The organism is Methanobrevibacter thaueri, assembly GCF_003111625.1.
In the GTDB taxonomy this organism is placed as follows: domain Archaea; phylum Methanobacteriota; class Methanobacteria; order Methanobacteriales; family Methanobacteriaceae; genus Methanocatella; species Methanocatella thaueri.
This window is the reverse complement of record NZ_MZGS01000023.1, coordinates 160,673-184,309: the sequence shown is the minus strand read 5'-3', so window position 1 is coordinate 184,309 and position 23,637 is coordinate 160,673. Positions and strand designations below refer to the sequence as shown.

Below are 23,637 nucleotides of genomic sequence, written 5' to 3'. Positions count from 1 at the left end.
CGCATACTGGACAAACAACTGCAAAACATGCCCAAAACACCAAGAATGCTGTGGAAAAAGATACAATAGAATCATAACCGATTATGGAAATCCAAACAAAATAAAAATGCTCAGAAAAATGGAAACAGATTGGGCTCAAGAAATCTATAAAAAACGATCAAAAACAGCAGAATGGCCATTTGGAAATATAAAACAAAATCTAAAAGTAACAGAATTCAACACAACTGGACTAAAAAGAACACAAACAGAAGCAAAATTACTCGCAATATCACACAATTTAAAACGAATATACAACGAAACAATACAAAACGAACTCATACACCAAAACAACAAACAAAATACCTGAAAATAATAAAAATTAATGCAAAAAAATTTTTAAAAAATAATTAATTTTGAGTCGCCCTCAAATTTGATAAAAATAGAAAAAGTGGAGTTAAAAAACTCCGATTTTGATTCATTCTTTTTTAAACTATTGTGCCATTTGATAAGCATCATATGCAGCAAATAAACTGTATAAAAGGTTTACTATACCTGCAAACCAAGTTCTAAATATTAATGATGCGATACCTGCTAGAACAATAGCAATCACGAAAAAGATAATACCCTTTTTAATGTCTCCAGCAATAGCTTGACCTAAACCTGGTATTAAAAAGGATAATACTGCTGCAAGAATTGCATTTACCATATTTTTCCCTCCATTTAACTAGTTATATAAACCTTTTTTAGTTATATAATATATACTTATCACTTTTCGGTTATTTTGACATTACTATTATCTTTAAATACTTTTTAGGATTATAATAATATAAAAGAAGTAGTTCAAGTGATTATCATGAAAGATATTTTTGACGAATGCCAATTCGGAGAGTTAAATTTAAACAGTAGGATTGTAAGGACAGGTACTTGGGAAACAGAAACAGAAGAGGGAGGTTTCCTATCACCTGCAATTTATGATAAGTATGAAAAGATTGCAAGTTCAGGAACAGGTTTGATTGTCTCAGAAATGTTTGTGCTGGACCATAAGGACCGTTTTGCCCCATATTCATCAAGCCTAAATTATTTGGGATTTGTTAAGGATTATAAGATGGTGACAGATATCTGCCACAACTATGATGTGCCAATACTCGGACAGCTGGCGTTCTTTTACTATGACGATGGCGAAAATCAAAAGGCCGAACCTAACGATTTGAAAATTGAGGGTATAAGAAAATTACAGGCTGAAGTGATTATGGCGGCCAAGAAATTCTCATTTGCAGGCTTTGATGGTATTCAGATTGACATGGGAAACAATTTCTATTTGGCACGTTTCATCAACCCTTACTTTAACCAAAGAAATGACCAATATGGTGGAAACACTGAAAACCGGGTAAGAATCGCATCAGAGATTATCAAGGTCATCAAGAAGACCATGGACATGCATGTGAGCATCAGAATCAATCCATGGGATGTAAGAAAGGGCGGAATGACTGCAGAGGAAAGTATCAAGGTTGCAAAGGAATTGGAAAAGGCAGGAGCCGACAGCATACAATTGACCGCACGCACCATTTCATATCTTTACGACGGCAGGGAAAAGAATCCATTCTTGGTATATGCCGATGAGTTGATTGACTCTTTAGAGATTCCCGTTATTTTGGGAGGATCATTAAGGGACATGAAATCAATGAATGATGTCTTGAACCATTCAAATGTGGAATTCATGTCAATGTCCAAGCCGTTTGTGGCACAGGCAGACTTCCTGGCTGAGTGGAAAGCTAATGGTGAGGGAGAGTCAATCTGTCAAAGCTGCAATAACTGCTATTCTAAGAAAACCAGTACCTGTTTTAAATATTAAAATAAGTTTTTTTTTTAATTTTGTGCACGGGGTCTGTTGGCCCCGCTAATAGTTATGGTGTTGATGGTAAAATCTTAAATTCATTCTTCTTCTTGTTCTTTTAAATATTGCTTGTAGTTTTCACGAATTTCTTCAGCAAATTCGTCGTTTCCTTCAACAATGGGTCCGGTGTAATCGCAATCCTTGCAAACGCACTGAGACCAGTTTTGTGGAATAATCCAGTCAATATTTGTTGATCCGCATCTTGGACATATTTTATGCATCATAGTTTTCACCTTTACTTAAATTTAAATTTAATGAACATATTATAAAAAACTTGTTAAATATAGTTTTTGTTCCATAACATAGCTTCAGTGACTTGCCCCTATTTTGAAAAAGTTTTTATACACAAAGTATTAATAAATTTAATCATGGCAAAAGATGATAGAAGTGCAATAAACCCATTCACTGGCAAGAAACATTTTGACATGGTAAATGACGATAAATTTCTGCAGGACTCCTACAATGAATATTATAGTATGATCAATCAGGCGCAATTGCTAGACAACACCCAAAACGGCCAGATTGTAATAAACGTTGCAGTCAAGCTAATAAATGCAGTCAATGCATATCTGGATAGGATTGGAAGGCTTGATTACGTTGAGGATTATTATGACTGGGACGTTCATTTGGTGGCGGACAATACCGTCAATGCGTTCTGCATGCCTGGAGGAAAGATCGTGATGTTTTCAGGCATTCTATCAGTTGCAAACACCGAAGAGAAGGTTGCCTTTATTTTAGGCCATGAGATGGCACACGCGTTGCTTGACCATTCAAGAACAAGAATCAGCGCTCAAAATGCCCAGAACGCAATCTCATCAGCCGCTTGGATAGGCAGTATTGCTATGGACCTTGTCGGTTTGGGAGGATTGGGCTCACTGACACGTGCGGCCACAAATGTTGCCACCGTTGGTTCACAATTCCTCCTTATGAATCCATGGGGAAGGGACCAGGAGCTTGAGGCAGACCGTTTGGGCATGATGATTATCCATTGGGCAGGTTATGACATTTCACATATCCCTCATTTCTGGCAGGACATGTCAAATCAGAATTCCAATGAGCATGATTTCTTCTCCACACACCCCGCAGATTCAAAAAGGATTGCAGCAATGAATGAGCTGATTGTTGAAATTGAAAATCAGGCTGATTTTTACTCACAGCCGGTTGTTGCCAACACTCCAACTCCAAAAGAGGAATTGAAGGAAGCGCATTTAAATGATGCTGGAGTAATGCATTGTAAAAAATGTGGCGCTAAAGTTGAGGCGGGCGATAAGTTCTGCACAAATTGCGGTGAAAAGTTTGAAACTGAGCCTAAGTGTCCAAAGTGCGGTGCGACCATATCTGACGGAGATAAGTTCTGCACCAACTGTGGAAACAAGCTTTAAAGGGATGATTTTTATGAATGACAAATCAAAATACGTTAAGAGATCCTCTTATAGGGTAAAGGTCTTGAAGGCCATTGGGGATGATGTCAAGATTCCAACCGAGATTGCCAACGACAGCGGAATCTTGAGAAATCACATATCCAATGTTTTAAGGGAACTTAAGGAACAGGACCTTGTAGAGTGCCTCAATCCACAATCCAGAAAAGGTCGTCTTTATAGATTGTCTGAGGAAGGCTTTGAGGTTTTAGAGGATTTGGAATAATTATTTTTTTTCAACTTTGTTTCCGCTCTTGTCGGAATTGTGATGAGTGTGGAAACTTTTTTTGATTTTTTAATGCTTATTTTCAAAACATTTATATACTACCAGTTGTTAATATATTGTGTGTAAGTTAAACACAATTTACTAACATATAACTAAGGAAGTGATAAACATGACAACCATTGAAAAACCGGAAGCTATGGATTTGATATTCATAATGGACAGGAGCGGATCAATGAGCGGTTCCGAAAGTGACACAATCGGAGGGTTCAATTCATTCATTAAAAAAGAAATGGAAAAGGACTTGGAGACCTATGTGACAACCATACTCTTTGACCATGAATACGAAGTATTATACAAAAGAAAACCAATACACGATGTGGCAGAACTAACCGACAAGGAATATTGGGTAAGAGGATCAACTGCACTTTTGGATGCAATCGGAAAAACCATCAACACCCTCGATAAGGAAATCGACAACAATGCATTGGTTGTAATCATGACTGATGGATATGAAAACGCATCACATGAATACTCCAAACAGCAAATCAGAAACCTGATTGAAAACCACAAATGGGAATTCATCTACATCGGAGCGGATATTGACTCATATTCAGAGGCTGCAAACTTTGGATTTAAAAGGTCCCGCATTGCAAATTATAAAAAATCAAGGGAAAGTATTGACGATATGTACGCGTCAGTATCCAATGCAAGGGATTGCATGTTGAATAAGATAAGTTTGGATGATGCAAGATGGAAAAAGGATATGGAAAAATATGATTAAATCTTTAATCATATTCCAACTTTTTTAAATGCTCTATTTCGCCTCACACAACTCTCACAAACGCCGCAGGGTTCATCTTCTCCCTTATAACAGGAGTAACTTAATTTCATTGGAGCACCAACTTTAACACCTAACTCAACCAATTCCTCTTTATTCAAATTAATGGCTGGTGCTTCAATTCTTATTTTATCTGGAGATCCTACTTTTATCAATTCGTTGAATTCATTTAGGAACTCTTGTGAATTGTCAGGGAATGTCAATCCCTCCTCATTGTTCCAGCCGACTATTATTATCTCAGCGCCAATGCTTTCGGCATAGGATAATGCGATTGATGTGAAAACCGTATTTCTGGCAGGAACCCAAACGTTGCTTGCGGTTTCGCTGCTTTTGTCAATGTCATCCAAATTGTTTTCAGACACTTCAGGAATGTCCTCATCGGTATTCAGGCTTGAATTGCTGATGTCGGACAGCCAAGGCAGGTCAATGACCTCATGGGTCCAGCCCATCTTTTCACAAATCTTTCTTGATGCCTTCAGTTCCTGGGCGAATGCCTTTTGGCCGTAATTGAATGTGATGGCATGAATTTCATAATCATTATCGTAAACGCAGGTTGCAACGGTACAGTCAAGGCCTCCTGAAAAAACGCTTATTGCCTTTTTCATCTTACCAACTCTTTAACTTCTCTTAAGGCAAGTCCTGTTTCCTTTGCAATTCTTTTCAGGTCCTCATATTCCGGCCTTTTGGAAATCACTTTGCCGTTGACATAACCTATTTTGAAGGTCACATCATAATCCTTGCCGTTAATGTCAAATGTTTTGGTTTCGAATTCTCTTTTGGCAATTCCCCTATGCATATGGGGAGCTATTCTAATGCCCAAACTGCCGGTCTCCTTGAAGATGGCATTGATGATGTCTTCACGTCTTTCCCTCTTGGAAATTACTTTCAGGAGACTTCCCTGGCGGTTCTTCTTCATTATTATCGGAGTGATTGAAACGTCGCTTGCACCGATGTCAAGCAGGGTATCGAAGAGATATCCGATTTCCTCTCCGGTCAAATGGTCAAGATTGGTCTCAATGACATCAATCCTGTCGCTTTCTGTGATGTCTGAGCTTTCAATTATCCTCAAGACATTAGGGTGGTCGAAATCCTTTCTTCCAGCACCATAACCAACATTTTTAGCCTTAATTTGAGGAATGAACTCTTTAATCTCATCACACAGCTCCATATAGATTGCAGAACCTGTCGGTGTTGCAAGCTCACTGTCAACAGGACCTCCAACCATATTTGCATCCTTTAAAATCTCAACAACAGCAGGTGCAGGAACCGGTATTGTTCCATGGGCGGTCTTGACCCTGCCTCCTCCAACAGCTATAGGAAGGCCGATAACCTTTTGTAAATCATAGCCAAGTGAATAAAAAGCATATACGGAACCTATCACATCAGCGACCGCATCGCTAGCCCCAACCTCATGGAAATGCACTTCATCCAAGGTTTTCCCATGAACCTTGCTTTCGGCTTCAGCTATCCTTCTGAATATCCTAATTGAAGTTTCAAGGACATTCTCATTCAAATCAAGATTCTCTATTTTTGAAATGAATTCCCTGTAATTGATGCAGGGCTTTTGCTCCAGCATTTCAACATGGCAGAATGTGGAGTCGATGCCATGCTTTGATACCTTTTCAAATGTCACTTCAATTTTTCCGAATTCAAAGGCTGATTTTTCCATGATTTCCTTCAGTTCATCGGCATCTGCCCCTAAATCAACAAATGCTCCAATCAGCATATTTCCTGCTATTCCGCTAGCTTGAGGGTCAATAATGATTGTCATAATTATAAGTCCTTTTTGATATTATAATATAGATTTAAATTAAATAATTAATATACATTATCACATGAAATTGAATATCATCGAAAAGGATTATGGGATTTGCATCAATAATCCAAATCATTTCCTTGCCTTCAGCGACTTTACCGTAAGCGATGGTATTGACATTGTTGAAAATGTGAACATTGTAAAGGCAAAAGATGATTTTAAGGCGACTGCAAAGAAGGCTGAGATATTTAACCATTTAAAGGGTTCCTATATTGCACAGGCAACAGAATCCTTGGATTACTTTACAAACACCTATGATGATTTGACCATTTTCACATTCATGGCAAATGACATTGTCATTGAGGATTTCACTGATGGACTGAAGGTTGCAAACTCTCCAAAGGGTTTCAGCGATGCAAGAATCAACTTAAGTCATGTGATTTACATCGATAAACTGATTTCGCCAAAGGGTTTGCTTAAGATTTTTAAGCTGGCAACATCTTCAAAAGCCAAGGCATTGGCAAACATGGCATTGCCGCTGCACATTCAACATATCTTAAATGATAATGATTTTATGGCCGTTCTTGGAAATGTTCCCGAAACTGAAGGGGATTCACTTGACATCAACAATGTGGAATACGATGATATTGATTTTGACGAGTTAAGGATAAGAATCAGTGATGCCATTGAAATCAGCCTTGAGGATGCTTTCGAGCATTTAAAATTGACATTCGGAATTCTGGACTATCTTGTGTCTGAAGGAATTCTGATTGGGGATCTTGTCGAGGTGGGATTGGAACTTCTGGATGATGGCGAACAGAAACCTCAACTAGAAGAGAAATTAAAGGCCCAGATTCTTAAATCGTTAACTGACATTAATGTGATTGCACTTTTGGTTGCTGCAATGAGGACAGAAAAGGACTTGAGCGCACACAGGATACGAGAAATAGATTCAAGTGACAAGTCTCTTAATAGTGATGACGTATTGGGAATTGCCATTGCCAATCAGATTGGCGGAACCAAGGCAACATTCAACTTTAAGAAATATGATGAATTAAAACCTGGAATAATCTACGGATTGCCTCCGGTTCTTGACGATGCTTTTGCAGGGCTGATTGCGGGATGTGTGTCCAGGGTATTGGAAGACTGATTTTAACTTGAGTGAGATTATGGGCGATGATTTTGACATTCAGGAATATCTGGCAGAGGGCGTTGAATATATCGTGAAGAATGCCATGAAAGCCACCCTCAGGAATCCTAAGGAAAGTCTCTTTTTACTCAGATTTTCAAAACATGCCAAAAAGGCCACTGAAATCAGGCAGGATTATGAGGATATGGGACATCACATTCCGGTTTTCCTGATTGCAAGCGTCACCAGCAGCTGCAATCTGCACTGCACAGGATGCTATTCCAGAGCCAATGATGCATGCAGCGATGAAACACCTCAAAATCAGCTTACAGGCGATGAATGGGGGGACATATTCAATCAGGCTAAAGAGCTTGGAATCAGTTTCATAGTAATTGCCGGAGGAGAGCCGATGTTACGGGAGGACGTCATAACAAGGGCAACCCAATTTCCAGAAATCCTGTTCCCAATTTTCACCAACGGCACAATCATGAATGAGGATTATCTCAAATTGTTTGATAGGAATAGAAATCTTGTCCCGATATTTTCCATTGAAGGTGATGAGGCAGACACCGACTCCAGAAGGGGAGAGGGAGTCTACAGCCAACTGATAAAGTCAATGGATTTGATGAAAAAGAAGGACTTGATATTTGGGGCTTCAGTAACCTTCACAAGGGGAAACCTGGACTCACTGATTCGTGATGACTTCATCAATTATCTCTATGAGCTGGGGTGTAAGGTGGTGTTCTTTATAGAATATGTTCCAGTCAATCAAGAGACAGTTGATTTGGCTCCTGGAGATGAGGAAAGGGAAATGCTTCTCGAAAGGCTTGATTATTTGCGTGAAAAATATATGGACATGCTGTTCCTATCATTTCCGGGTGATGAAAAAACTTCTGGAGGCTGTTTGGCCGCTGGAAGAGGATTTTTCCACATCAATTCACAGGGCGGTGCGGAACCTTGTCCTGCTTCACCGTATTCCGATATCAATGTAAAAGACGCTTCCCTTCTTGAGGTGTTGGATTCAAAACTCTTCAAGTCCCTTAGGGACGGAGGGCTCCTGTTGGATGACCATGAGGGTGGTTGTGTTTTGTTTCAACATAAGGATGAAGTTGAAAGATTATTGGATGATTGACATATCACCTAAAAACTATAATAATTATAATTTATAAAATTTAATTTTAGAGAATTTTAGTTGTAACCGTATGAGGAATAATTATGGAAGACGATAGCTATTTTGAAGATGAGGAATTTTCCCCAATAAGATCACTTTTAGGACTTTTAACCTTTTCAACAATCTTGCCGATTAATGTGTTCACTTCAATTGAGTATATGACAAAATTGACTTGGGCATGGCCATTCATACACATTTTCATCGGTATTTTAGCGGCAATTTGCGGTTACATCTCCTTGGAGATATTGCATTTGAACTCATTTTTCGCAGCAGTCATTGTTTATGCGTTTCTAATGATCATTACAGGATACAATCACCTGGATGGTGTGATGGACATGGCCGATGGAGTGATGGTTCATGGGGAGCCTGAACGTAAAATCAGAGTCATGAAAGACTCCAGTGTGGGTTCAGGCGGTGTTGCAACACTATTTTTAGTTGCAAGCCTTACAATTGCAGGAATCTACAATATTTTGGATTATAATTTCATCATAGGAATCATTATTTGTGAAATGCTTGCAAAGACATCACTGCTCACCACAGCATTGCTTTCAAAGCCATTGACTCCTGGAATCGGCAGCTATTTCATTAATGAAACAACTCCGTCAAAATATTTCATTTCCACAGCAATCATAACCACTTTCGCATTCTTGCTTGGAGGACTTGTGGGCATTTTCGGAGCTTTGGGAGCAATCATTTCAGGAACAATAATAGCAGTCATTGCAAAACGAAATTTTGTATTGGCAAATGGTGATGTTTTAGGAATGAGTAATGAGGTAGGACGTTTATTTTCATTACTGTTCATGGCTGTGGCTTTATATTTCCTGTAAACATCTTTTACAACTTAAAATCAAGATTGACATTATCTGATACATTCTTTTATATAGTGGGAAGTCAAATCTAATCATGATGAGATTTACCACAATTTAAAGTTTTTTTAATAAATTGTTTTTCATATTTAAATTATCATTCCTTGAATGGCAATGTATGCAATCACCTCCTTGTTATTGAATGTGGTTTTTCTCATCAAATTTATATATTTTCGAGGAGTAATAGTTAAATGATAATATGAATGTTAATGTTTTAAGATTAGACCACAGATTAAAAAGAGATACACGTATTACAACTCATGTTTGCCTAACTGCCCGTGCATTTGGAGCAAGCAAAATATATCTTGCTGGAGAACGTGACAATCGTTTAATGGAAAATGTAAGGGACACCGCTTCCAGATTTGGAGGCAATTTTGAAATCGAATACACAGAAAGCTACATGGGTGTAATCAATAAGTGGAAATCTGATGGCGGAAAGGTGGTGCACCTGACAATGTATGGAACCCAAGCCCATGAAACCGCACCGGAAATAAGGGAAGACGGTTCGGATATTTTAATAATCGTTGGCGGATCCAAGGTTCCCGGAAGAGTGTACAAGGCTGCAGACTGGAATGTATCAGTAACAACACAACCTCACTCAGAAGTGTCCTCATTGGCGGTATTTCAACACCTGTTGATGGATGGAAAGGAATTCGATTTGGAATTTGAAAATCCTGTATTGGAAGTCATTCCAACAGCCCATGGAAAAACAGTAAATATTCACGATGAAAACCGTTAGGATATGAAGTCATCTAATCTTTTAATGGCTTTTAACTTATCATCTTTTTTTATGCGCGCCTGGTCAAGGGCGTCCCTTATTGTTTGAATGGAATTGTCATAGACATCCCTGTCAACGGGATATGGGAAACCGTCCTTTCCCCCATGTGTGAAACTGTATTTGACGGGGTCTTTCCAGCTTGCAGGCTCACCGTAAACCAAATCTGATATCAATGCAAGTGCCCTTATTTTTTTAGGACCTATTCCCTGAAGCAGAATCAGCTCCTCATAATTTTCAGGCTGTATCTCCCATGCGCGTGTCAATACCTCAAATTCCTTATCCGAGATGTCCATGTCAAGGACAGGATGATGTGCAGGCATTGAGAAATCCTCCAAAAGAAGCTGATTGTCCTTTCTTTTAAAGTATTGCCTTAAATGAATCGGATTGTCATTGATTAAATCAACACTAATCCTTTGGGCCTCCTTGCTTTCTTCAGATGGCATGTTCAAGGTATTGGGGGTCATTGCGTCGCAGGATATTCCGCTGTGAGGGTCATTCAGGAGATCTTCCACTTCAGAGCCTAGCCAATGGTATCGTCTTGCATATTTGTTTTCGGTGTTCAATCCCTGTTGGATGACTGCCCAGTCTCCCTTTTCAGTTACGAAGAAGTTGTGCTGGTATAGCGTATATCCGTCCTGGATGCATGAGTTATCAATCTTTGCGGATAGTTTGCTTGTTTCAACCAGCTTTTCGGTTGTTTTTGTCTTGAGGTTGAATATCTCTCCTGCATGCTCAATGCCTTGTGGTGTCTTGCGGGACTTGGCGCCCTTGCCTCCGGTCAAATAAATTCCGTGCTCTTCGGGACTCAATGATTCCTTAAGGGCGCCTAGCGTTGTGGTTGTGGTTCCTGAGGAGTGCCAGTCAAAACCTAAAACGCAGGAAAACGCCTGAAACCAGTAGGGGTTTGAGATACGGTTTAGAAACTCTTCCAAACTGTATTCCTCAATGATTACGCTACTCAACGCTCCTGAAAGCTCAACCATTCTTGAAAAGAGCCAGCGTGGTGGGTGGCCTCCATGCAATGGTAGATTGACTGCTCCTCTTCTTTGCATGATAATTAATATGTTTATAATAAATATTAGTCTTTTACCGAGAGCATTTGGAAAGTATTTAATTTATTTCCACAGCAATAATTTTTGACATATATTCTGGATATAAACAAAACTTTAATAAGTAATGGTTACTAAAATTATTAATGTTATATTTATTAACAAATTATTTAATCAAAATTATATAGGAGCTAAAATTATGGCTGTAGATAACGGAGATTTTGTAAGAGTAAACTTTACTGGTAAAATAAAAGACACTGATGACGTATTTGATACTACTTATGAGGAAGTTGCACAAGAAGTGGGCATTTTCGAAGAAAACAAAACCTACAAACCAATTCCAATCGTTGTAGGAGGAAACCACTTATTACCTGCTATTGAAGAAGCAATTATCGGTTTAGAAGAAGGAGACAAAAAAGTAATTGAAGTAGACGCTGAAAACGGTTTCGGTCAAAGAGACTCCTCTTTAATCCAATTAGTGCCTATGAAAGAATTCAAAAAACAAGGAATGACTCCATATCCAGGTATGAAAATCCAATCCGAAGGCGCAACCGGTAAAATCTTAACCGTAAACGGTGGAAGAGTAAAAGTTGACTTCAACCACGAATTAGCAGGAAGAGACTTAGTCTATGATGTTGAAGTAACTGAAATCATCGAAGACGAAACCGAAAAAATCAAAAGCATGATTGAGTTACACTACTCCAACCCTAATGTCGACATCGACAAAACCGAAATCGACATCGAAGACGGCGTTGCAAACATCAAATTAGATGACATGTCCAAATTCGATCAACAATCCTACATGGACATCACTTTCGCAAGATTCAGAATAGCTAAAGACATCTGGGACAACATCGACGAAATCAACAAAGTCAATTTCGTAGATTCATTTGAAAAAAATGAAGACTCAGATGATGAAGAAGAAGCTGAAGAATAGATAAAATTTCAGAGTTATTTAAAATAACTCTTTTAACTCTTTTTTTTACAATTAACAACAATTTAATATACTATTTTTTACATATCTTTTATCCATGTTAGAATTGGATGAACTTTTAAGGATTTTCAATGAGGGAATTGCCTTGGAGATGGATGAAGAGGCTGCAATGGCCTGCAATTACTATTCACAAGAGGCGCAAAGGATAACCTGTGAGCTAAATTACAAATATCATGATTTTGAAGAGATTCGTGAATTGTTCTCCAGGCTGATTGGTGAGGAAGTCAGCGAGGACTTCAGGGTTTTCCCACCCTTCACAACGGATTTCGGAAAGAACATTCACTTGGGAAAGAACGTTTTCATCAATTCAGGATGCAGGTTCCAGGACCAGGGCGGAATTTACATAGGGGATAATGTTCTGATTGGCCATAATGTCGTTTTGGCAACATTAAACCATGATGAGAATCCTGAAAAAAGAGGAAATTTGATTCCGGGCCCAATTAAGATAGGTAATGACGTATGGATTGGATCCAATGTCACAATAACTCCAGGAGTTTCCATTGGGGACAATGCAATTGTTGGGGCTGGTGCGGTCGTTACAAAGGATGTTGAAAAGAACACCATTGTTGCGGGAGTTCCTGCAAGGTACATCAGGGACATCAAGCTTTAAATCCGTTTTCCATCCTTGATGGCTACAATTCCGGGAATCCTGTCGACTTTCAGTTCGAACATGGCTTCCATGCCTTCATTTTCAAACAGGACACACTTCTTTTCCAGCACTTTGCTTGTCAGCAGCGCCGCCACAGGCGGTGTTATCACAAAAATGGAATTGTTTTCATTCAATGCTTTTAGCGTATCGTCATTAAGCATTCCCTTTCCGATATGAATTTTAACGCCTGATTCGCTTAATGGAGTTATTGTTGATTCTATTTCGACCTTGCTGCTGGTTGTAGGTGCGATTCCGGCATCACTGAATGCGGTGTGCATTATGACGCTGCCGTTCAAATCAAACGGCACCTCTTTTTCATTAATCAGTTCAACCAGTTGTGGCAGTGCCGCATCACGGCCGGTATAGATGGTTCCGGATATGGTGATTTTGTCACCGACATCCAACCTGTCCAAGTCATCATCGCTAATCGGTGTTTGCAAGTCAATCATTACTCATTATTTTATTTTTAATTTTTAAAAAATTTTCTAATTCGTCACGATTTCACGAAGATATTTAAATGTTTAATAACATAGATAATATACATTCTATATTTATTTATCATAGAATTATAAGGAGATTTTAAAATTGATTATAATTGATGAAGAACTATGTAAAGGATGTCATCTTTGCTTATTTATGTGTTATAAGAACGTATATGCAATATCTCCTGATGTCAACAAAAAGGGAGTCCAATTACCATTTGTCAAGTTTGAAGACAGATGTACAAAGTGTGGTACTTGTGAAATTGCATGTCCTGATCAGGCAATCACTGTAGATTTGCCGGAAAATTGGTGGATGAAAGATGACAATGAGTTGAATTTTAATCCTAATTTCACAAAGGGGAAAAAGTAGGTGTATAAAATGGCTGAAGAATTTTTTATTCAAGGAAATGAAGCATGCGCTAAAGGAGCAATAACTGCAGGCTGCAGATTTTTTGCCGGTTATCCTATTACTCCATCTACTGAGGTTGCAGAAACCTTAGCTCGTGATTTGCCTAAAGTTGGAGGTTCATTTGTTCAAATGGAAGATGAGATTGCTTCTGCAGGTGCAATTATTGGAGGTTCTTGGGGAGGAGCCAAATCAATGACTGCAACATCAGGTCCGGGAATATCCTTGATGCAGGAAAACATCGGTTACGCATTCATGAGCGAAACTCCAATCGTCATCGTTGACGTTCAAAGGGGTTCACCTTCAACCGCTCAACCGACCATGGGAGCACAAGGTGACATGATGCAAGCCCGTTGGGGTTCCCACGGGGATTACGAACCGATAGCATTATCTCCATCCAGCGTTCAGGAATTCTTTGACTTCACTATTAAGGCATTCAACTTGGCTGAGGAATACAGATGCCCAGTGTTTGTAATGGCTGATGAAATAATCGGGCACATGAGAGAGAAGATAGTTGTTGGAGACGACATTGAAATCGTCCCAAGAAAAAGGCCTGAAAAGACTGATGATTACTTACCATTCGAAAACGTTGAAAACGGAACAACTCCAATGCCTGCATTCGGTGACGGATTTAACATTCATGTAACAGGATTGACTCACGACGAAAGAGGTTATCCGGACACAAACACTCCAGAAACCCATGCGGCACTCGTACAAAGAATCTGTGACAAGGTATTGAACAATAAAGACAAGATCTGCTCAGTTAGAAGTGAAGAATGTGAAGATGCAGATATCATTATCGTGTCCTATGGAGCTCCTGTAAGGTCCGCCGTCGAGGCTGTCAGAAAGGCAAGGGAAGACAACAAGAAAGTGGGTTACGTTAAAATCGACACTCCATGGCCATTCCCAGATGAACAATTGAAGGAAATCACCAAGAACGCAAGTGATGTGCTTGTGGTTGAAATGAACCTGGGTCAAATGTATTATGAAGTTGACCGTGTGCTTGGAAGCGATGCCAATGTTCACTTGATGGGAGTCATCGGAGGATTATTACCAACTCCTGATGAGATATTAGATGAAATTTCAAAAATGGGAGGTAACTAAAATGTCAGAACATAAGGAAAACAGGTTTCTTAAGTATTTAAGGGAAGATAGATTACCTCATATATTTTGCCCAGGCTGTGGAAACGGAGCTATCATCAATGCATTTTTAGCCGCAATGGAAAAGGCTGAAATGGATTTCGACAACATCGCAATGGTTTCAGGAATCGGTTGTTCATCAAGAATTCCGGGTTACCTGAAATGCGATTCATTGCACACCACTCACGGTAGAGCATTAAGTTTCGCAACCGGTCTTAAAACCGCAAACAAGGACCTTGATGTAGTCGTATTCACAGGTGACGGTGATGCAGCTTCTATCGGTGGAAATCACCTGATTCATGCTGCAAGAAGAAACATTAATCTAACTGTAATTTGTATCAACAATAACATTTATGGTATGACCGGTGGTCAAATCAGTCCAACCTCTCCGAAAGGCAGTTTTGGAACAACCGCTCCATACGGTAACCAAGACACTCCGTTCAAATTGGCAGAACTTGTTGCAGCTGCAGGCGCAACATATTCAGCAAGATGGACTACCGTGCAAATTGAAAACCTCGTATTGGCAATCAAAGACGGATTGGAAAATCCTGGATTTTCATTCATTGAGGTTGCAACCCAATGTCCAACTTACTTTGGCCGTAAGAACAAGCTCAAAACACCTACTGCAATGGCCGCAGTGATGAAGGCAAATACAGTATACAAATCAGCTGCAGACAGAATGAATGCAAGGGATTTGGAAGGCAAGATTGTGGTTGGCGAATTTGCTAATTACACAAAAGACGAATTTACAGATAATATTGATAAGATCAGTGTGGAAAAATCAGGCAAAAAGACTGTTATTAATTCTGCATATGAATCAGAGTTATGAGGGATAAAATGAGAACTGAAATTAGAATTTGCGGATTTGGTGGTCAAGGAATAATTCTTGCAGGTATCATTTTAGGTAAGTCTGCAAGTCTTTTTGACAATAAAGAAGCTGTTCAAACTCAATCATACGGTCCTGAAGCTCGTGGAGGAGCTTCCAAATGTGAAGTTGTAATCAGCGACACTGAAGTCGATTATCCAAAAGTTCAAAATCCTGATATCTTGGTAGCAATGTCCAACGAAGCGTTAATCAAGTATATCGTGGATTTGAAGGATAACGGAACTTTAATAGTTGATCCTGGAACAACCGATGTTGAGGATGTCAAAGAATTTATAGAAGAGCATAATATTAAGGTTTATGAAGCTCCTGCAACACAAACAGCTATCGATGAAATCGGACTTAAGATCGTAGCAAACATTGTGATGGTTGGAGCAATAACAAAAATTACTGAAGTGATATCCAAAGAGGCAGCTATGAAAGCTATTGAGGCAAGCGTTCCGGCAGGAACTGAAGAGAAGAACATTAGCGCATTTGAAGCAGGATATGCTTTAGTTGAATAAAGGGTGTTATAATGAGATTTTTTGAAAATGTAGCAAAACAAATTTTTAACGATGAAGGAATTCCAATTTTAGAAGGTCACGTGGCTTACTCTCCGGAAGAAGCGATGTCCGTATGTTCCGAAATGGACATTCCGGTTGTTGTCAAAGCTCAAGTGTTGACCGGAGGTAGAGGTAAAGCAGGGGGTGTAAAATTTGCAAATAACCCTGGTGAAGCTTTAAAAGTTGCAGAAGAAATTTTAGGTATGGAAATTAAAGGTGAAAAGGTAAAACACCTTTTAATTGAAGAAAAAGCAGATATCTTGAACGAGTTCTTTGTAACCGTATCAGTTGATAGGGGTGCCAGAAGACCTGTCATTCTTGCAAGTAAGGATGGTGGGGTCGAAATTGAAAATCTGGCAAAGACCAATCCTGAAAAGATTATCAAGTACTATCCTAATCCTTTGCTTGAATTCTTGCCATACGAAGCACGTGAAATCGCACGTAAAATGGAAGTTCCATCCGAATTGATTTCCCCAATGGGAGACATCATCTGGAAATTATACAATGTATTCACAAAATATGACGCTGATACCGCCGAGATAAATCCATTGGTATTGACTCCAAAAGGATTGATTGCCGCTGACGCCAAGATGGTTGTTGAAAATGATTCCCTATTCAGACACCAGGATTTAGTTGACAGGCTCCATTATAAGAAGAAAGCTGTTGACTTTGTCCAATTGGACGGTGACATTGCAGTAATCGGTAACGGTGCGGGTTTAACATTGACAGCAATGGATATGATCAAGCTCAATGGTGGAGAACCGGCCACATTCCTGGATATTGGTGGTGGAGCTTCAGAACATATCATCAATCAGGCATTAAACATTGTTTTAAACTATGATCCTGTTAAAGTGGTATTCCTCAACGTTTTAGGAGGAATCACTAAAGCTGATGATGTTGCACGTGGTGTAATCAAGGCTTTAGAACAGGCAGACCGTAAGGTCCACATTGTTATCAGATTGACCGGTACCAATGAGGAGGAAGGTCAGAGACTTTTAGAGGAAGCAGGAATTCCATTTGAAACTTCAATGGAAAAGGCTGCTAAAAAGGCCGTTGAACTTTGTGAAGAATTAAAAGCCGAAGGCAAATAATTTCTTTGCTAAAATTTAGAAAATCTCTTAAAGGAAATTAAGTCTATTCCATTTGGGATAGATTTAACTAACATTCCTTTAGATTTAGTTTACTCAAGGAGAACGACACGACTAACTTGAGATTCGTTTACTATTTCTTTTCCACAGTTTTCACCGATTTTTTTGGCGAATTCCTTAACCTCATCAAAGGATGGCATGTTGTCCATTGTCAATCTTTCACGTGATGATCCGACGTACATATACGCCTTCACTTCCACATAATCTGGGTTTGCCTTTTTGATTAGCTTCGCATACTCTTCAGGATTTTCCATGTTTTTTCCGCGAACACAGGTATTTCGTATGCATGTGCGTGAGTTAAAACTAGCAAGTGTTTCAAGTGATTCATTTAAATTGTCCCAAGCATCATTTATTCTTGGTCTGCACACCTCTTCAAATATTTTCTTTGAAGGTGCATCTAAGGAAAGGTAAAGTTGATATGGATCATTTTCCAGGTTACGCAATCTGTCAACGCATTGGCCGTTGCTGACAACGAATGTTGTGAAGTCACGCCTGTTGAATTCACCAATCAGTTCGTCAATCTTGGGGTAGAGGGTTGGCTCTCCGGCCAGTGAAATCGCTGCGTTGTTCGGATTTTTCATTTCCTCCAGCTTTTTCTTGTTGGCATTAGGGTTTCCATAAAAACCGCACATCAGGTTATTCTGAGCCTTTATCGCTTCGTCCACAATTGTTTTGGGATCATCGTATTCGTCATCTTCCCAACTGGTTTGGGTGTAGGTCAGGTCCCTCCAGCAGAATTCACATTCCTGTTGGCAGTTTGGAACGGATGGGGACATTTGAAGACATCTGTGGGATTTGATACCATAGAATTTCTCTTTATAGCAAACTCCCTTGTCAGATATGCTTTGACGAGTCCAATGGCAGGTCTTTACTGCCGCATGGCCATGTGTTCCAACGAATCTATATCCGCTTTTTTCCAGTTTTTCTATTTGTTCCTTATTGAATGACATGAAATCAAATTTATTTTTAGTCATGATAGTATTTAATTTTTACACACTCGGACCAATATTGCATTGTATTAAACAAATTGATATTAAATATTCTAAAAATTATTTATATGTTTAGATATTATACTATGTTTTATGAGATTATGGGGCAGAAATCAGGAAAAAATATTTTTTGAAAAGTCAAGGAATTTCGCATCCTATGACCAACTGTTCTACAGGACAAGTGATGAGAGATATGTGGCATACTGGCCAAAGGGATATGACGGGCCAAAATCAACCCTTCAGGCCAGAAATTCGCTTATAGGTAACTACACGGAAAAATGGGTCAGTGACCTGATAAAATATGTCCTGGAAGACAAGAACCTCTATGTGGTTCAGCAGGCCCAGATTCCTGCAATCGGAATATCGCGAAAATCTCCTGCGGACATCGCAATTGCAACACAAAACAAGAAGGTCCTAATGCCTGATGAGGTGAAACTGATATTTGAGGTGAAAATGTCTCTGGTCTGGAATTGGGAATATGATGTTCAAACATCCCACATAAGGGAGATTGGAGACTACAGGACACACCAGGGAAGGCCAAGCTTCACACGTTCCGACTCGATTCTCAAGGCAATAGGAAAATGCATCGACATAAGGGTGTCCAATTTCAAGTCCTCAAAAATCCCGCTGATAGTCCTGGGCAATGCTCCGTTGTCAAACGGTTTCTGCAAAAAGGCGGACTACCTCAAAAAGGCAGGAATCATTCAGGGATTCTGGTCATTGAACCCGTTTCCCCTGAACCATGGCAACACCCGAAAGAGGAGTCATAAAAATGGGTTTCTCAGGATGGACAATATAGATGAGTTTAATATGAGTTTAGACAAATTATTTAATCAGGAATTGAATTTTTTCTCAGGAATGCAGAACCCCAAAAAACTGGGCCAGTTAATCGAATTGGCCAATCGAGAAAAAACCTATCAGGAAAAGGGATTGAAATTCATCAATCTCCTAAAGAGGTCATAACTTGCCAAGAAAAACACAGACAACAACTTTCGGTTCGGTTGTAAGGGAATCACACAGTTCAAAGAAGTTTTACAGTTCAAAACTGTTCAAGGGATTTGAAATTCCGAAGAACATTGAATATAGGGAAACGAAAATCGATGTAAAGGACTTGGATAAGCTATACTGCAAGTCAAGCGAAAGGATGGATGAGATACCTGACGACAGCATTCATCTGATGATCACCTCCCCGCCATACAATGTGGGAAAGGAATATGACAACGACCTGACGCTGGATGAGTACCTGGAGCTTTTGACAGGCGTTTTTAGAGAGGTGCACAGGAAGCTGGTAACCGGGGGAAGAGCCTGCATAAACATTGCAAACATAGGAAGAAAGCCATACATTCCCCTTCACGCAATGGTGATTGAGATAATGCTTGATTTGGGATTTCTCATGAGGGGCGAGATAATCTGGGACAAATCCGCAAGTGCAGGAGGGTCATGCGCATGGGGAAGCTGGATGTCCGCTTCAAATCCGGTTTTAAGGGATTATCATGAATACATACTGGTTTTTTCAAAGGACTCCTATTCAAAGAACAAAAAGCAGGAGAAAAGAGACACAATAAGCCATGACGATTTCATCCAATGGACACAAAGCGTATGGAAATTCCCTGCTGTAAACGCCAAAAAGATAGGTCATCCGGCACCGTTTCCTGTAGAGCTGCCCCACAGGCTGATAAACCTCTACAGCTATGAGGGCGATGTTGTTCTGGACCCATTTTGCGGAAGCGGAAGCACCTGTATAGCGGCAATCCGGAATAATCGCAGATATATAGGATATGACATTAAAGAGGAATACATTGAACTGTCTAAAAGAAGGATTGATAATCAAAAATTTATTTAATAATGTTCTATAAATATTATTATAAAAAGAAATTGTGGGATTATTATGGACACTCCAATTGTAATATTAAACTATAAAACTTATTTGGAATCAAGTGGTGCAAACGCTTTAAAGCTTGCACATGACTTAGAAAGCGCTGCAAGCGAATCTGGAATTACCATGGTCGCAGCGCCTCAAGCAGCAGATATTTATAGGATTAGTGATGAAGCTTCCATACCTATTTTTGCTCAACACATCGATCCGATATCACCGGGAGGCCACACAGGCTCAAGCCTTATCAATACCTTGATTGAAGCCGGAATAAGCGGATCACTAATTAACCATTCAGAAAACAGAATGAAATTGGCAGACATTGATGAAGTCATAAAGTTATGCAGAGACAATGAAATCGAGTCCTGCGTATGCACAAACAACATCGAAACTTCAAAGGCGGTGGCAGCTCTTGCACCAGATGCCGTTGCAGTTGAACCGCCGGAACTTATCGGTACAGGAATACCAGTGTCCCAAGCACAGCCTGAAGTCGTTGAAGACACTGTAAAGGAAGTAAAGGCAATCAACAAGAACATTAAAGTATTGTGCGGTGCAGGAATCACAACTGGCGATGACATGAAAGCGGCAATGGACTTGGGCGCAGATGGAGTATTGCTTGCATCAGGAATTATCAAGGCTGAAAGTCCAAAAGAAGCTTTGCTTGATTTAGTAAGTAAATTATAGAGTGAGAAAATGGCTAAAGATTTTTACACAATTGATGATTTCGACGTTGAAAACAAGACCGTGCTTGTGAGGGTTGATGTCAACTCCCCGGTTGATCCGGGTTCAGGAATAATCCTGGATGACACAAGGCTGAAGCTACATGCCCAAACCATTAAGGAGCTATCCAATAAGGGAGCAAAGGTTGTTCTTTTAGCTCACCAAAGCCGTCCGGGTAAAAAGGATTTCACCACATTATCCCAACATGCAGAGGCATTATCAGACTTATTGAACTTAAGAGTAAAATATGTTGATTCCTTGTTTTCAAGCTCTGCAAAAGAGGCAATAAAAGACTTAAGGCCTCATGAAATACTTTTGCTTGAAAACGCAAGATTTTTCTCAGAGGAATCACTTTCAAGAACTCCTGAAGAGCAATCAAAAACATTGCTCGTAAGGCACTTGACCCCATTAATCGACTATTATGTGAATGACGCATTTGCGGCAGCACACCGTTCACACGCGTCCCTCGTTGGTTTCACAGTCAACACCCCTTCCGCAGCAGGCCGTGTAATGGAAAAGGAATTGACAGTTATCCAAAACGCATTGGACAATGTTGAACACCCATGTGTGTTCCTTCTTGGCGGAATGAAACCTGACGATTCAATTGACGTGATGGAAAACGTATTGAGTAACGGTACGGCCGATTCAATCCTGACCACAGGAATCGTTGGAAATATTGTCTTATGGGCTGCAGGATATGATATCGGTGAGATGAACCGTAATTTCATAGCAAGCAGAGGATATGAGGACATGGTTGCCAAATCCAAGGAACTGATTGAAAGATTTGGAGATAAGGTCAAATATCCTATTGATGTGGCATGTGAAATTGATGGTCAACGTGTTGATATTGACTACACTGAAATTCCAAACGAACCTATTTTCGACATTGGAGTTAAGACAATCGCATATTATGCAAAAGAAATCAGGGATGCCAAAACAATATTCGCAAACGGTCCTGCCGGAGTGTTTGAAGACCCTAAATTTGCAATGGGAACTGAAGACTTAATCAACGCAATGGCAAGTTCTGAAGGATTTTCACTTATCGGAGGAGGACACATTGCGGCGGCTACCGCTGGTCTTGGCTTGGAAGATCATATGAGTCACTTAAGCAGTGGTGGTGGTGCTTGCATTAGCATGCTCGCCGGTAAAAAACTAGCTGCAGTTGAAGCTTTAAAAAATTGTAAAGATTAGCTATTAAAAATATTTAATAGCTCTTCTGATGCTTTTTTAGGATTCTCAGCACTCATTATTGCACTGACGACAGATAATCCCGCAATACCTGTGTCTTTTAGTTCATGTGCGTTTTCGAGTGTTATTCCTCCAATTGCGACAACAGGAATATTTATGGAATCCGCAACATCTTTTAAATCTTTTTTTGTAATTTTAGGTGCATCATCTTTAGTGGCAGTAGGGAATACTGCTCCGGTACCGATATAATCCGCTCCATCCTTTTCGGCTTTTCTAGCTTCCTCAATGGTTGATGCGGAAACGCCCAAAATCTTATCGTCTCCTATTAATTTTCGGGTAACATCACACGGCAGGTCAGTTTGACCGACATGGACTCCATCGGCATCGATTGCAAGTGCAACGTCAACCCTATCGTTAATGATTAGAGGGACATTATATTTTCTTGTAATTTCTTTAACTTTCAAGGCCAAATCGTAGAAGTCCAGGGTTTCAGCTGTTTTTTCCCTAATCTGAACGACACTGACTCCGCCTTTTATTCCTTCTTCAATTGTTTTTAAGAATTTCTCCACATCATCACTTTTGTCTGTGACGAGGTAGAGGGATAGGTCTAGATTCTTCATAATATCTTGATGTTTGCTTTTTCAGTTAATGTTTCACTGTCTGTTTTGTAGAGATAGTCAATCAGGTAGGTTCTAAATGACCCTGTTCCTTCATCCTTTTCATCTACTTTTGCTCTTGCCCTTTCACCGGCAATGTTCATGGCAAGGATTGCCACAAGACTTCCATCAAAAGGATTTGATCCGCCAATGCAGCTTCCGACGATGGATGACAGCATACAGCCACTGCCTGTGATTAGGGGCATCATGTCGTCACCGTTGTCTATTGCCACTGTGAGATTGCCGTCACTTAAAATGTCTATCGGTCCGCTGGCCAATATGGTGGTGTTTAGTTTTGATGCAAGCTCACAAATCAATTCTCCATTGTCCTTTAAGTTTTCTTCTGTGATTATGTCATCAATATTAACGTCAACGCCTTTTGCTGTATTGCTTTCATCTAAAACTCCTGCCAATTTTGCAATGGCCTTGATTTCAGTGATGTTTCCTCTGATTGCGGTAATATCATAATCATTGATTAAGTCCATGGTTGTTTTGTTTCTAAGTTCTGTAACTCCAACTCCCACAGGATCCAGTATGATTGGGGTGTTGGTTTTATTTGCGGTTTTTGAACTTATATGCATTGATTCAATCTGTTCTTTACTTAATTTTCCAATATTGATAACCAATACATCCGCTATTGTCACAACTTCTTCAAGCTCTTCGGCATCTTCTGCCATGAATGGGGAACCTCCGATTGCAAGAACGGCATTTGCACAATCGTTTATTGTCACTGAATTGGTTATGCAGTGTGTTAAAGCATTCTTTTCTCTTATGTCTTTTAAGGTTTCATCGATTTTTTTCAGCAAATCGCTTTCGTCATTTATCATGATTATTAATTATAAATTTGTTGTTATTTATATTTT

28 protein-coding genes and 1 pseudogene are annotated in these 23,637 nt (G+C 39.6%); 20 read left to right on the top strand and 9 right to left on the bottom strand.

All coding sequences use genetic code 11. The features are described 5' to 3' along the window. Positions 1-346: transposase (locus MBBTH_RS06840; RefSeq protein WP_207773343.1), on the top strand; the 346-nt coding region annotated here is incomplete at its 5' end. Positions 347-469: 123 nt separating this feature from the next. Here MBBTH_RS06840 and MBBTH_RS06835 read toward each other — a convergent pair. Beyond that, the gene (locus MBBTH_RS06835; protein ID WP_116592305.1) at positions 470-685 is read right to left on the bottom strand and encodes a hypothetical protein; all 216 of its coding nucleotides are present in this window, start codon (positions 683-685) and stop codon (positions 470-472) included. Positions 686-832: 147 nt separating this feature from the next. Between MBBTH_RS06835 and MBBTH_RS06830 the strand changes: the two genes are divergently transcribed. Beyond that, complete coding sequence (locus tag MBBTH_RS06830) at positions 833-1,831, top strand: oxidoreductase (protein ID WP_116592304.1); 999 nt, start codon at positions 833-835, stop codon at positions 1,829-1,831. A gap of 80 nt (positions 1,832-1,911) precedes the next feature. On the opposite strand, the gene MBBTH_RS06825 is transcribed toward MBBTH_RS06830, so the two are convergent. Further along, the gene (locus tag MBBTH_RS06825) at positions 1,912-2,097 is read right to left on the bottom strand and encodes a hypothetical protein (protein ID WP_116592303.1); all 186 of its coding nucleotides are present in this window, start codon (positions 2,095-2,097) and stop codon (positions 1,912-1,914) included. Between the two features lie 144 nt (positions 2,098-2,241). Here MBBTH_RS06825 and MBBTH_RS06820 point away from each other — a divergent pair, with 144 nt between their 5' ends. The 3 genes from MBBTH_RS06820 to MBBTH_RS06810 all read left to right on the top strand — a co-directional run bounded on the left by MBBTH_RS06820 (position 2,242) and on the right by MBBTH_RS06810 (position 4,298). Beyond that, entirely contained in the window at positions 2,242-3,255 is a 1,014-nt protein-coding gene (locus MBBTH_RS06820; RefSeq protein ID WP_116592302.1) for a M48 family metallopeptidase, read from the top strand. A gap of 13 nt (positions 3,256-3,268) precedes the next feature. Further along, positions 3,269-3,517: a helix-turn-helix domain-containing protein gene (locus MBBTH_RS06815; protein ID WP_243409756.1), complete on the top strand. Its 249-nt coding sequence runs from the start codon at positions 3,269-3,271 to the stop codon at positions 3,515-3,517. A gap of 169 nt (positions 3,518-3,686) precedes the next feature. Continuing rightward, entirely contained in the window at positions 3,687-4,298 is a 612-nt protein-coding gene (locus MBBTH_RS06810; protein WP_116592301.1) for a vWA domain-containing protein, read from the top strand. An 8-nt stretch (positions 4,299-4,306) separates the two neighbouring features. On the opposite strand, the gene queC is transcribed toward MBBTH_RS06810, so the two are convergent. After that, the gene (gene queC / locus MBBTH_RS06805) at positions 4,307-4,960 is read right to left on the bottom strand and encodes a 7-cyano-7-deazaguanine synthase QueC (RefSeq protein ID WP_116592300.1); all 654 of its coding nucleotides are present in this window, start codon (positions 4,958-4,960) and stop codon (positions 4,307-4,309) included. Then, complete coding sequence (gene larC, locus MBBTH_RS06800; protein WP_116592299.1) at positions 4,957-6,126, bottom strand: nickel pincer cofactor biosynthesis protein LarC; 1,170 nt, start codon at positions 6,124-6,126, stop codon at positions 4,957-4,959. The genes queC and larC overlap by 4 nt, the downstream gene beginning before the upstream one ends. A 64-nt stretch (positions 6,127-6,190) precedes the next feature. Here larC and MBBTH_RS06795 point away from each other — a divergent pair, with 64 nt between their 5' ends. From MBBTH_RS06795 to MBBTH_RS06780, 4 genes are all read left to right on the top strand, one after another. After that, positions 6,191-7,261 carry a phosphatidylglycerophosphatase A gene (locus MBBTH_RS06795; RefSeq protein ID WP_116592298.1) on the top strand — a complete coding sequence of 357 codons (1,071 nt, stop codon included), beginning with the start codon at positions 6,191-6,193 and terminating at the stop codon, positions 7,259-7,261. Between the two features lie 19 nt (positions 7,262-7,280). Continuing rightward, complete coding sequence (locus MBBTH_RS06790; protein ID WP_116592297.1) at positions 7,281-8,372, top strand: radical SAM/SPASM domain-containing protein; 1,092 nt, start codon at positions 7,281-7,283, stop codon at positions 8,370-8,372. A gap of 83 nt (positions 8,373-8,455) precedes the next feature. Then, on the top strand, positions 8,456-9,238 hold the full coding sequence (gene cobS, locus MBBTH_RS06785; protein ID WP_116592296.1) for an adenosylcobinamide-GDP ribazoletransferase: 783 nt from the start codon (positions 8,456-8,458) through the stop codon (positions 9,236-9,238). A 238-nt stretch (positions 9,239-9,476) separates the two neighbouring features. Next, the gene (locus MBBTH_RS06780; protein ID WP_116592295.1) at positions 9,477-10,016 is read left to right on the top strand and encodes an RNA methyltransferase; all 540 of its coding nucleotides are present in this window, start codon (positions 9,477-9,479) and stop codon (positions 10,014-10,016) included. Here the strand turns inward: MBBTH_RS06780 and MBBTH_RS06775 are convergent. Next, on the bottom strand, positions 10,013-11,107 hold the full coding sequence (locus tag MBBTH_RS06775; RefSeq protein WP_116592294.1) for a DUF763 domain-containing protein: 1,095 nt from the start codon (positions 11,105-11,107) through the stop codon (positions 10,013-10,015). The genes MBBTH_RS06780 and MBBTH_RS06775 overlap by 4 nt on opposite strands. Positions 11,108-11,303: 196 nt before the next feature. Here MBBTH_RS06775 and MBBTH_RS06770 point away from each other — a divergent pair, with 196 nt between their 5' ends. Next, positions 11,304-12,041, top strand: coding sequence for a peptidylprolyl isomerase (locus MBBTH_RS06770; protein ID WP_116592293.1), 738 nt, complete (start codon positions 11,304-11,306; stop codon positions 12,039-12,041). 94 nt (positions 12,042-12,135) lie between these two features. Next, a complete protein-coding gene (locus MBBTH_RS11200; RefSeq protein WP_116592292.1) occupies positions 12,136-12,708 on the top strand; it encodes a sugar O-acetyltransferase in 573 nt (190 codons plus the stop codon). Here the strand turns inward: MBBTH_RS11200 and MBBTH_RS06760 are convergent. Further along, positions 12,705-13,196 carry a fumarate hydratase C-terminal domain-containing protein gene (locus MBBTH_RS06760; protein ID WP_116592291.1) on the bottom strand — a complete coding sequence of 164 codons (492 nt, stop codon included), beginning with the start codon at positions 13,194-13,196 and terminating at the stop codon, positions 12,705-12,707. The two genes, MBBTH_RS11200 and MBBTH_RS06760, sit on opposite strands and share 4 nt — an antisense overlap. Before the next feature lie 136 nt (positions 13,197-13,332). Here MBBTH_RS06760 and MBBTH_RS06755 point away from each other — a divergent pair. The 5 genes and pseudogenes from MBBTH_RS06755 to sucC form a co-directional block, all read left to right on the top strand. Continuing rightward, positions 13,333-13,524, top strand: a pseudogene (locus MBBTH_RS06755) (4Fe-4S dicluster domain-containing protein); the annotation flags it as partial. Between the two features lie 84 nt (positions 13,525-13,608). After that, positions 13,609-14,739: a 2-oxoacid:acceptor oxidoreductase subunit alpha gene (locus MBBTH_RS06750; protein WP_116592289.1), complete on the top strand. Its 1,131-nt coding sequence runs from the start codon at positions 13,609-13,611 to the stop codon at positions 14,737-14,739. A 1-nt stretch (position 14,740) separates the two neighbouring features. Then, positions 14,741-15,604 (top strand): 2-oxoacid:ferredoxin oxidoreductase subunit beta, encoded by an 864-nt coding sequence (locus MBBTH_RS06745; RefSeq protein WP_116592311.1) that lies wholly within the window; start codon positions 14,741-14,743, stop codon positions 15,602-15,604. 8 nt (positions 15,605-15,612) lie between these two features. Continuing rightward, complete coding sequence (locus MBBTH_RS06740) at positions 15,613-16,161, top strand: 2-oxoacid:ferredoxin oxidoreductase subunit gamma (RefSeq protein ID WP_116592310.1); 549 nt, start codon at positions 15,613-15,615, stop codon at positions 16,159-16,161. A gap of 11 nt (positions 16,162-16,172) precedes the next feature. Next, positions 16,173-17,291: an ADP-forming succinate--CoA ligase subunit beta gene (sucC, locus tag MBBTH_RS06735; RefSeq protein ID WP_116592288.1), complete on the top strand. Its 1,119-nt coding sequence runs from the start codon at positions 16,173-16,175 to the stop codon at positions 17,289-17,291. A gap of 89 nt (positions 17,292-17,380) precedes the next feature. Here the strand turns inward: sucC and twy1 are convergent, their stop codons facing one another. Next, on the bottom strand, positions 17,381-18,298 hold the full coding sequence (gene twy1 / locus MBBTH_RS06730) for a 4-demethylwyosine synthase TYW1 (protein ID WP_116592309.1): 918 nt from the start codon (positions 18,296-18,298) through the stop codon (positions 17,381-17,383). A 132-nt stretch (positions 18,299-18,430) separates the two neighbouring features. Here twy1 and MBBTH_RS06725 point away from each other — a divergent pair, with 132 nt between their 5' ends. Genes MBBTH_RS06725 through MBBTH_RS06710 form a run of 4 tightly spaced genes read left to right on the top strand, consistent with a single transcriptional unit; the run spans position 18,431 to position 22,121 of the window. Then, a complete protein-coding gene (locus tag MBBTH_RS06725; RefSeq protein WP_116592287.1) occupies positions 18,431-19,300 on the top strand; it encodes a hypothetical protein in 870 nt (289 codons plus the stop codon). A 1-nt stretch (position 19,301) separates the two neighbouring features. Further along, complete coding sequence (locus MBBTH_RS06720) at positions 19,302-20,180, top strand: DNA-methyltransferase (RefSeq protein WP_116592286.1); 879 nt, start codon at positions 19,302-19,304, stop codon at positions 20,178-20,180. 45 nt (positions 20,181-20,225) lie between these two features. Next, the gene (gene tpiA / locus MBBTH_RS06715; RefSeq protein WP_116592285.1) at positions 20,226-20,894 is read left to right on the top strand and encodes a triose-phosphate isomerase; all 669 of its coding nucleotides are present in this window, start codon (positions 20,226-20,228) and stop codon (positions 20,892-20,894) included. A gap of 9 nt (positions 20,895-20,903) precedes the next feature. Further along, positions 20,904-22,121: a phosphoglycerate kinase gene (locus MBBTH_RS06710; RefSeq protein WP_116592284.1), complete on the top strand. Its 1,218-nt coding sequence runs from the start codon at positions 20,904-20,906 to the stop codon at positions 22,119-22,121. Here MBBTH_RS06710 and thiE read toward each other — a convergent pair. Both thiE and thiM read right to left on the bottom strand, forming a co-directional pair. Continuing rightward, entirely contained in the window at positions 22,118-22,738 is a 621-nt protein-coding gene (gene thiE / locus MBBTH_RS06705) for a thiamine phosphate synthase (RefSeq protein WP_116592283.1), read from the bottom strand. The two genes, MBBTH_RS06710 and thiE, sit on opposite strands and share 4 nt — an antisense overlap. After that, positions 22,735-23,601: a hydroxyethylthiazole kinase gene (thiM, locus tag MBBTH_RS06700; RefSeq protein WP_116592282.1), complete on the bottom strand. Its 867-nt coding sequence runs from the start codon at positions 23,599-23,601 to the stop codon at positions 22,735-22,737. Before thiM ends, thiE begins: the two co-directional genes overlap by 4 nt. Positions 23,602-23,637 lie beyond the last annotated feature (36 nt).

Excerpts from the sequence above, each read along its gene's own strand:
- MBBTH_RS06780 (WP_116592295.1), top strand. The coding sequence starts at position 9,477 with ATGAATGTTAATGTTTTAAGATTAGACCACAGATTAAAAAGAGATACA.
- MBBTH_RS06790 (WP_116592297.1), top strand. The coding sequence starts at position 7,281 with ATGGGCGATGATTTTGACATTCAGGAATATCTGGCAGAGGGCGTTGAA.
- MBBTH_RS06815 (WP_243409756.1), top strand. The coding sequence starts at position 3,269 with ATGAATGACAAATCAAAATACGTTAAGAGATCCTCTTATAGGGTAAAG.
- queC (WP_116592300.1), bottom strand. The coding sequence starts at position 4,960 with ATGAAAAAGGCAATAAGCGTTTTTTCAGGAGGCCTTGACTGTACCGTT.
- tpiA (WP_116592285.1), top strand. The coding sequence starts at position 20,226 with ATGGACACTCCAATTGTAATATTAAACTATAAAACTTATTTGGAATCA.
- MBBTH_RS06795 (WP_116592298.1), top strand. The coding sequence starts at position 6,191 with ATGAAATTGAATATCATCGAAAAGGATTATGGGATTTGCATCAATAAT.
- thiE (WP_116592283.1), bottom strand. The coding sequence starts at position 22,738 with ATGAAGAATCTAGACCTATCCCTCTACCTCGTCACAGACAAAAGTGAT.
- sucC (WP_116592288.1), top strand. The coding sequence starts at position 16,173 with ATGAGATTTTTTGAAAATGTAGCAAAACAAATTTTTAACGATGAAGGA.
- thiM (WP_116592282.1), bottom strand. The coding sequence starts at position 23,601 with ATGATAAATGACGAAAGCGATTTGCTGAAAAAAATCGATGAAACCTTA.
- MBBTH_RS06820 (WP_116592302.1), top strand. The coding sequence starts at position 2,242 with ATGGCAAAAGATGATAGAAGTGCAATAAACCCATTCACTGGCAAGAAA.
- MBBTH_RS06750 (WP_116592289.1), top strand. The coding sequence starts at position 13,609 with ATGGCTGAAGAATTTTTTATTCAAGGAAATGAAGCATGCGCTAAAGGA.
- MBBTH_RS06725 (WP_116592287.1), top strand. The coding sequence starts at position 18,431 with ATGAGATTATGGGGCAGAAATCAGGAAAAAATATTTTTTGAAAAGTCA.
- twy1 (WP_116592309.1), bottom strand. The coding sequence starts at position 18,298 with ATGTCATTCAATAAGGAACAAATAGAAAAACTGGAAAAAAGCGGATAT.
- MBBTH_RS06775 (WP_116592294.1), bottom strand. The coding sequence starts at position 11,107 with ATGCAAAGAAGAGGAGCAGTCAATCTACCATTGCATGGAGGCCACCCA.
- cobS (WP_116592296.1), top strand. The coding sequence starts at position 8,456 with ATGGAAGACGATAGCTATTTTGAAGATGAGGAATTTTCCCCAATAAGA.
- MBBTH_RS06745 (WP_116592311.1), top strand. The coding sequence starts at position 14,741 with ATGTCAGAACATAAGGAAAACAGGTTTCTTAAGTATTTAAGGGAAGAT.
- MBBTH_RS06810 (WP_116592301.1), top strand. The coding sequence starts at position 3,687 with ATGACAACCATTGAAAAACCGGAAGCTATGGATTTGATATTCATAATG.
- MBBTH_RS06740 (WP_116592310.1), top strand. The coding sequence starts at position 15,613 with ATGAGAACTGAAATTAGAATTTGCGGATTTGGTGGTCAAGGAATAATT.
- MBBTH_RS06760 (WP_116592291.1), bottom strand. The coding sequence starts at position 13,196 with ATGATTGACTTGCAAACACCGATTAGCGATGATGACTTGGACAGGTTG.
- MBBTH_RS06770 (WP_116592293.1), top strand. The coding sequence starts at position 11,304 with ATGGCTGTAGATAACGGAGATTTTGTAAGAGTAAACTTTACTGGTAAA.
- MBBTH_RS06835 (WP_116592305.1), bottom strand. The coding sequence starts at position 685 with ATGGTAAATGCAATTCTTGCAGCAGTATTATCCTTTTTAATACCAGGT.
- MBBTH_RS06825 (WP_116592303.1), bottom strand. The coding sequence starts at position 2,097 with ATGATGCATAAAATATGTCCAAGATGCGGATCAACAAATATTGACTGG.
- MBBTH_RS06710 (WP_116592284.1), top strand. The coding sequence starts at position 20,904 with ATGGCTAAAGATTTTTACACAATTGATGATTTCGACGTTGAAAACAAG.
- larC (WP_116592299.1), bottom strand. The coding sequence starts at position 6,126 with ATGACAATCATTATTGACCCTCAAGCTAGCGGAATAGCAGGAAATATG.
- MBBTH_RS11200 (WP_116592292.1), top strand. The coding sequence starts at position 12,136 with ATGTTAGAATTGGATGAACTTTTAAGGATTTTCAATGAGGGAATTGCC.
- MBBTH_RS06830 (WP_116592304.1), top strand. The coding sequence starts at position 833 with ATGAAAGATATTTTTGACGAATGCCAATTCGGAGAGTTAAATTTAAAC.